Below are 1,455 nucleotides of genomic sequence, written 5' to 3'. Positions count from 1 at the left end.
CCGTCCGCGTCGTCGACCGTCGCGTCCCCGCCTGCCGCGGCCGGTGCGGACGGCGCCGAGGTGCCGGGCGGGTCCGACCCGGTCCCGTCGGAGGGCGACGGCCCGACCCGCTGACGGTCCGGGCCCGGTCCGACGTGGGGCGGGGCGGATCGCCCAGGGGTGCGTCGGCGGGAGGTGCGCGGTGACGTGAGCGCTCAGCCGAACGCGAGCCCGACCGCCGCCGCGACGCCCCAGGCCAGCAGGAGCAGGCCGGTGTCCTTGAGGACCGGGATGAGCGCGGGGCCCTGTGCCCCGCCGACCACGATCCGCACCGGCCGCACGGCGGCGGGCAGCGCGAGCAGCGCCACCAGCAGGCCCGGCCGGTCGAACGCGGCACCGACCGCGACGACGAACGGCACCAGCACCAGCGCGAGGTAGAGCATCCGGGTGCCGTGGTCCCCGAGCCGCACCGCGAGGGTCCGCTTGCCGACGACCCGGTCGCCCGGGATGTCCCGCAGGTTGTTCGCGACCAGCACCGCGCACGTCAGCAGCCCGACACCGGCCGCGGCCCCGACGGCGGCGGCGTCGACGCGCCCGGCCTGGGTCAGCATGGTGCCCAGGACCGCGACCGGGCCGAAGAACACGAACACCGCGACCTCGCCGAGCCCGGCGTAGCCGTAGGGCCGCGAGCCGCCGGTGTAGTACCAGGCGCCGACGATGCACAGCGCCCCGACGAGCAGCAGCCACCACTGGCCGGAGACCGCCGTGAGCACCAGCCCGGCGACGGCGGCGACCCCGAAGCAGGCGAACGCCGCGGCCTTCACCGCGGCCGGTTCGGCGGCCCGGGAGCCGACCAGACGCTGGGGGCCGACACGGTCGTCGTCGGTGCCGCGGATGCCGTCGGAGTAGTCGTTGGCGAAGTTCACCCCGATCACCAGCGCGACCGCCACCAGGAGGGCGAGCAGCGCGGAACCGGGGGCGAGGGCGCCCGCGCCGAGCGCGGCGCCGGTCCCGACGAGGACGGGGGAGATCGCGGTGGGGAGGGTGCGCGGCCGCGCACCCTCGACCCACTCTGCCGTGGTGGCCACCCCGGCAACCTATCCCGCCGCGCCGCCGTGCGACGGAACCGTCCCACGGCACGGCCACACCCCTGCGCCGGTCGGCACACCCGTTGCAACAGGTGTGAGGACCGGCAAAGGGGTGTGGTTGTCCATGCCAGGTCCGGGGACGCACCTGTGCTGCGGTGCGACGGGGCCGGGAGGGCGGTCAGGAGGTGCCGCTGGGGGCGCGCTGGGCGGAGCCGGGGCTCACCCGGGCGGCCTGGCTGTCGCCGTCGGGGGCCTCGGCCGCGGGTGTGGGCGCGGCGGTGGACCCGGGTGAGGGGGTGCCCGCCGTGGCCCCGCCGGCGGTCGGTGTTCCGGCTCCCGGCCCCGTCGCCGCGGACGCGGCGATGCAGCGGTCCGACCTGCTCGTCGC

2 protein-coding genes are annotated in these 1,455 nt (G+C 77.7%); one reads left to right on the top strand and one right to left on the bottom strand.

Annotation, left to right across the window (positions count from 1 at the left end):
- Positions 1-194: 194 nt before the first annotated feature.
- On the bottom strand, positions 195-1,067 hold the full coding sequence (locus tag NH602_RS30795; RefSeq protein ID WP_253069683.1) for a 1,4-dihydroxy-2-naphthoate polyprenyltransferase: 873 nt from the start codon (positions 1,065-1,067) through the stop codon (positions 195-197).
- A gap of 155 nt (positions 1,068-1,222) precedes the next feature.
- On the opposite strand from NH602_RS30795, the gene NH602_RS30790 reads away from it, so the two are divergent.
- A partial coding sequence (locus NH602_RS30790; protein ID WP_253069682.1) for a hypothetical protein occupies positions 1,223-1,455 on the top strand: 233 nt, incomplete at its 3' end.

The sequence above is a fragment of the Pseudonocardia sp. McavD-2-B genome (assembly GCF_024124365.1).
Taxonomy (GTDB): Bacteria; Actinomycetota; Actinomycetes; order Mycobacteriales; family Pseudonocardiaceae; genus Pseudonocardia; species Pseudonocardia alni.
The sequence above is the reverse complement of the archived record's forward strand: the minus strand, read 5'-3'. Positions and strand labels throughout refer to the sequence as shown.